Source organism: Neobacillus drentensis (assembly GCF_036965245.1).
Taxonomy (GTDB): domain Bacteria; phylum Bacillota; class Bacilli; order Bacillales; family Cytobacillaceae; genus Neobacillus; species Neobacillus drentensis_G.
Genome location: NZ_JBALPG010000061.1, coordinates 1 through 4,610 on the forward strand (window position 1 = coordinate 1; position 4,610 = coordinate 4,610).

The following is a 4,610-nucleotide window of genomic DNA, read 5'->3' on the forward strand; positions in this document are numbered from 1 at the left end:
AATATTGTGAAATATATATATAAAGTGGAGAAAGAATTTTATGGAAATAGCAGTACTAATTCCCTGTTATAATAAAGCACTAACGATAGGGAAGGTAATAGATGATTTTAAAAAAGAATTCCCTAATGCGAAAATCTATGTCAATGATAATAATTCAAGATCAAACGGCAAAAATCGCAAAGGAGCATGGTTTGCCATTCTTTTATTCGGATTTATTCTAATCATGAAGGGAAATTGGAAAATAGTATTAGCTGCCGCGCCTGTTGCGTTAAATACTGCTGCAATTGCAATTTTATTACCGGCTCAAGACTTCCGTTATTTATATGCAAATTTCCTCGTGGCGTTTATCATTCTTTTGGCTGCGTGTATGAATAAAAATCGGGATATAAAAGGGAAACTGTGATGTATAACTTTATTAAATCGCTTAGAGACAATAAGATTGGAATTTTATTTATATTATGTGCATCGCTTACCACGGCGTTTGGGCAAATGTTCTGGAAAGTGTCTGAAGGAAACTCAATCCTATATATTTTAATAGGTTTTTTCCTTTACTTTATTGGAGCAGGATTAATGATTGTGGCATTTCGATTTGGAAGCCTATCTGTCCTACATCCAATTCTTAGTATGGGATATGTATTTGCAATATTTATAGGAGGTATTTTTTTAGAAGAAATAATCACTGATAAACAAATTGCTGGAATAGTTTGTATTATTCTTGGTGCTATATTGATTGGTGGTGGGGATAATTAAAGTTCTTTTATTGTTTAGTATGACATTTTTAGGGGCATTAGGAGGATATTTTTTTAAAAGGGCATCATCACATTCATTAGGCTTCAATAAAGGTTTTCTATTAAATCTTTGCCTTGGTGGTATTTTTTATGTATTAGGTGCACTATTTAATATTGTATTATTGAAATATTTGCCCTATACCATAGTATATCCCCTTTCGTCCATTACCTATCTGTGGACAATGGTACTTTCGTACTTTCTATTATCAGAGAAATTTACTGTTAAAAAAATTAGTGGGGTATGTTTAATTGGTTTGGGCTCTTTTTTACTAGCAGTTTAGAAGGGGTTAAGCTAGTTATTTTACAACTTCTGTAACTTTAAATTGTTACTATCTAAATATAAATAAAAACTCTTTTAAAATAAAGAGGTTTTTCCATCTGTTTTGTAAGCCCCCAATCAAATAACGCATATGAACACGCAGTACCTCCTGGTACGATAAACGTATCAATTTAAGGAGGTGCTTTTCACATGTTGTAACAAAAACTTACAATTGTCCCCGTTACATTACATCCCGAAAGTAAAGTTTCATTAACAGCCACTTCATCAACAACCTCTTCCAATAACGCTTGCACGATCAAAACGGCAAACGCCGAAATCTCCCTCTTCAACGGCGTGGATGAGCATATCATCTAAATGGTCATGAGGGAGTTGAAACATCTGTGAAATACGACTATTCAAGTGTAAAAAATATTTACATCATTTGTGGAAAGGCAGCTAAATACACATTGAACCGAGCGAATGGACTCAAAGTATTCTTGAACGGCGGTCGCATTGAGATTGATAATAATCCAGCCGAAAACGCCATCCGCCCCAATGTCATTAGTCGAAAAAATTGGCTTTTTTCGGTCAGCGAAGCTGGTGCAAAAACAAACGCCATCTGTTTGAGTATCGCAAGAAACCGCTAAAAGTAACGGTGTGGATTTCTACGAATCATAAAGAAACTTTTGATGACCTACCGAATATCGGCATCTATTAAAACCCTGAAATTTTAAATCAGTACATGCCCTGGTCAAAAATGATCCAGGCAGCATGCATTAAATAAATGAAATTAGCCATATATTCGATTAAAAAAATCGTGATATACGGCTATTTGTGTTGCGTACCGGGGAGGAGCACTTATTTTTTATATTTCGGGCTTACTCTGTTTTTATGATCTAAGTAAATTTTTATAAATAAACCCTCTAATAGAATTAGGTAGTATTCTCACAGCTCCCCTAGTGATCACATTATTTATAAAGGTTGGTTTATCAATAAAATTCATTTTCAAAAATTCTTTTTGTAATTCTACTTCCTTTGTGAAATACTTCAACCCACCTCGTCTATTAAACATTTCTGCTCCTGCACGAGCATATACAAGTACTTCAGGTAAGTTCATAATTTTTATATTATTATTTAACATTCTTCCCCATAAAAAATAATCCTCGTTCCACATTAAGGTCTGATAGCTGCCTGCTTTTAAAACTGCATCTCTCCAATAAACAACTGTCATATGATTTAATGGGCATCGTTTTTTAGCATACTCTTTTATTTCTTCATACTTAGCCGGGACTTTGCGAATGGATTCTATTTTTTCAGGATCATCTTCAAACTCAGCAATCCAAGTTCCCAACACCTTAACATCAAGGTTATTTTTCATAAAGTTGATTTGTTTTTCAAATCTCTCAGGATGACAAATATCATCACTATCCATTCTAGCAATTAAATCATAAGAACACTTTGTAATGCCTATTTCCAAAGCTTTACCTAACCCCATGTTCTTTTCCAATTGTACGTATTTAAACAAATCCGGTTCAGTATTTTTATATTCATCCAATAAACTATACAATTCGTCAGTTAGTTTCCCGTCGAACACAATAACAATTTCGTTTGGTTTTAATGTCTGATTTAATAAGCTGTCAATTGATTCCTTTAAAAACTCTGAACTCTCTTTAAAATATACAGACATAAGAACTGAAAAGTTCATTACTTTAACTCCTTTTTATTCGCGACTTTGTATCCTGAGCATATTTGGTCTATCCCCATTAATATTGCCCTTTACACCCTTAAGAGCATCCATAACTCCTTTTGAAATCATCCTGAAGCGAATGGCCCTAGGCTTAACAAAAAGTGTGAAAAAGAAAAACTTAAACGGTAAGATGAGCATATATTTTATTTTAAAATTTAACGGCACATAAGATCTATTAAACATAATAAGCGTGTTCCGGAATTGATAATAATGTCTTATGGGTGACGGTACTCCAATGCTCTTTCCTAAAAAGTGGTACCTGTCTTCTCCCAATCGATGGGCCATCTTGACTTCCTTTGTGACATAAGTTGAATAGCCCATTTTTTCTGCTCTCCAGCACCATTCATAATCAACTAAGTCAATAAATAAATCTTCCTCCATGCCACCTATTTGAATAAATGCGTTTTTAGGAATTAATGATCCGGAACTTAATGTTTGTTGAACTTCAATAATCCTTTCATCATCGGAACCGTATGTGTGGTATACATCATCTTCAGTCTTATCCCGATCAAACGCTAATGGACCAATACAAGCAATGCTTTTACCTTGACCTACCAAATAATTATATTCCCTTACCAATTTATATACGGTTTCTTCCATTAATTTGCTATCCTGATCCAAAAGGAAAAATGCATGAAATCCCTTTTCTAAGGCCCATTTCATTCCGATATTCTGCGCAAAAGCAATACCCAAATTCCCCTTATTTGATATGACATGAATGGTTTCTGCCTCTTGAAAAGCCAATACCTTTTCTTGAAGGACATCATCCGTTGAATTATCAACAATACAAATCCCACCTACTTGATGAATAACAGATCCTAAATTTTCTTTTAACTCATCAATATTGGGGTTATAAGTCACAAGAATACCACAGACATCTTGAATAGTAAGCATGCTCTCAGCCATTTGTAAATTTCCCTTTCCTACTGTATAAGCCATCGATGATCCCCCTGACAATATATCGAAATCTTTGTAGCCTAGGGGAGACAAATATAGGGTAGAGAAAGAACTCAATACTTCTTTCAACTAGCGCTTTAAACTTCCAGTAATTTGGAACATAGTCTCTTTTCAAAAGAAAAAGTGTATTTCTAAATTGATAATAGTGTCTGATAGGTGAAGGGATTAATAAGTTATACACTTTTAAAATTTTTATATTTTTCTGACCTACCATATGACCCATTCTTGCTCGTTTACTGCTAAAAACTCTATAGCCATATTTTTTTGCTCTCCAGCACCATTCAAAATCCACTAAATCAATAAATAAACTTTCATCCATCATACCTATATCTTTCACAGCATCCGCTAAAATTAATTTACCGGAACTAATTAAAACGTCTTTTTCAACAAAATCCTCATTTAATTCTACACCTTTATTAACAAGAGGTTTATAAACTTCATTAGTATTCTTATTAAAAATATCAGGTCCTAAACAAGCAATTTTGATCCCTTGATCTTTTAGATATTCAATTCCTGACGAAAGCTCACTTACGAGGTTTTCAGGAGGATTGCTGTCCTGATCTAAAAGTAAAATACCATCATATTTTTGTTCAATTGCCATCTTCATTCCAACATTATGAGCAGCACCAATTCCTAAATTCTGCTTTAATGATACCCATTCAATTTTACTTGCTTGATGGTTTTTTGTTAAAAAATTGTTTTCAACTGGCTCTTCACTATTATCTACTATTATTAATTTATCTACTTGTCCAATAATTGCACTTATATTTGAAGAAAGTTCTTCTTTATCAGGATAGAAACAAACCATAACAGCACAAACCTTAAATTTTTGATTCACTGTTATTACCTTCTTTTAGAT

General features: G+C 33.4%; 7 protein-coding genes and 2 pseudogenes. 5 read left to right on the forward strand and 4 right to left on the reverse strand.

The genetic code is table 11. The features are described from left to right. Positions 1-40: 40 nt before the first annotated feature. The 4 genes and pseudogenes from V7150_RS14430 to V7150_RS14440 all read left to right on the forward strand — a co-directional run. Positions 41-191: pseudogene (locus tag V7150_RS14430) on the forward strand (glycosyltransferase); the annotation flags it as partial. A gap of 32 nt (positions 192-223) precedes the next feature. Further along, on the forward strand, positions 224-403 hold the full coding sequence (locus V7150_RS26625; protein WP_420490295.1) for a hypothetical protein: 180 nt from the start codon (positions 224-226) through the stop codon (positions 401-403). After that, a complete protein-coding gene (locus V7150_RS14435; RefSeq protein ID WP_335519423.1) occupies positions 403-750 on the forward strand; it encodes a DMT family transporter in 348 nt (115 codons plus the stop codon). The genes V7150_RS26625 and V7150_RS14435 overlap by 1 nt, the downstream gene beginning before the upstream one ends. A gap of 19 nt (positions 751-769) precedes the next feature. Beyond that, positions 770-1,069, forward strand: a complete 300-nt coding sequence (locus tag V7150_RS14440) for an EamA family transporter (RefSeq protein ID WP_335519438.1) — start codon at positions 770-772, stop codon at positions 1,067-1,069. Positions 1,070-1,253: 184 nt separating this feature from the next. Here the strand turns inward: V7150_RS14440 and V7150_RS14445 are convergent, their stop codons facing one another. Beyond that, entirely contained in the window at positions 1,254-1,397 is a 144-nt protein-coding gene (locus V7150_RS14445; protein WP_335519427.1) for a hypothetical protein, read from the reverse strand. A gap of 99 nt (positions 1,398-1,496) precedes the next feature. Here V7150_RS14445 and V7150_RS26630 point away from each other — a divergent pair. Continuing rightward, positions 1,497-1,831 (forward strand): annotated as a pseudogene (locus V7150_RS26630) (IS66 family transposase); the annotation flags it as partial. A gap of 105 nt (positions 1,832-1,936) precedes the next feature. Here the strand turns inward: V7150_RS26630 and V7150_RS14455 are convergent. Genes V7150_RS14455 through V7150_RS14465 form a run of 3 tightly spaced genes read right to left on the reverse strand, consistent with a single transcriptional unit; the run spans position 1,937 to position 4,589 of the window. Then, positions 1,937-2,752 (reverse strand): glycosyltransferase, encoded by an 816-nt coding sequence (locus tag V7150_RS14455; protein ID WP_335519430.1) that lies wholly within the window; start codon positions 2,750-2,752, stop codon positions 1,937-1,939. 15 nt (positions 2,753-2,767) lie between these two features. Beyond that, positions 2,768-3,733, reverse strand: a complete 966-nt coding sequence (locus tag V7150_RS14460) for a glycosyltransferase family 2 protein (protein ID WP_335519433.1) — start codon at positions 3,731-3,733, stop codon at positions 2,768-2,770. Continuing rightward, complete coding sequence (locus V7150_RS14465) at positions 3,693-4,589, reverse strand: glycosyltransferase family 2 protein (RefSeq protein ID WP_335519436.1); 897 nt, start codon at positions 4,587-4,589, stop codon at positions 3,693-3,695. The genes V7150_RS14460 and V7150_RS14465 overlap by 41 nt, the downstream gene beginning before the upstream one ends. Positions 4,590-4,610: the final 21 nt, after the last annotated feature.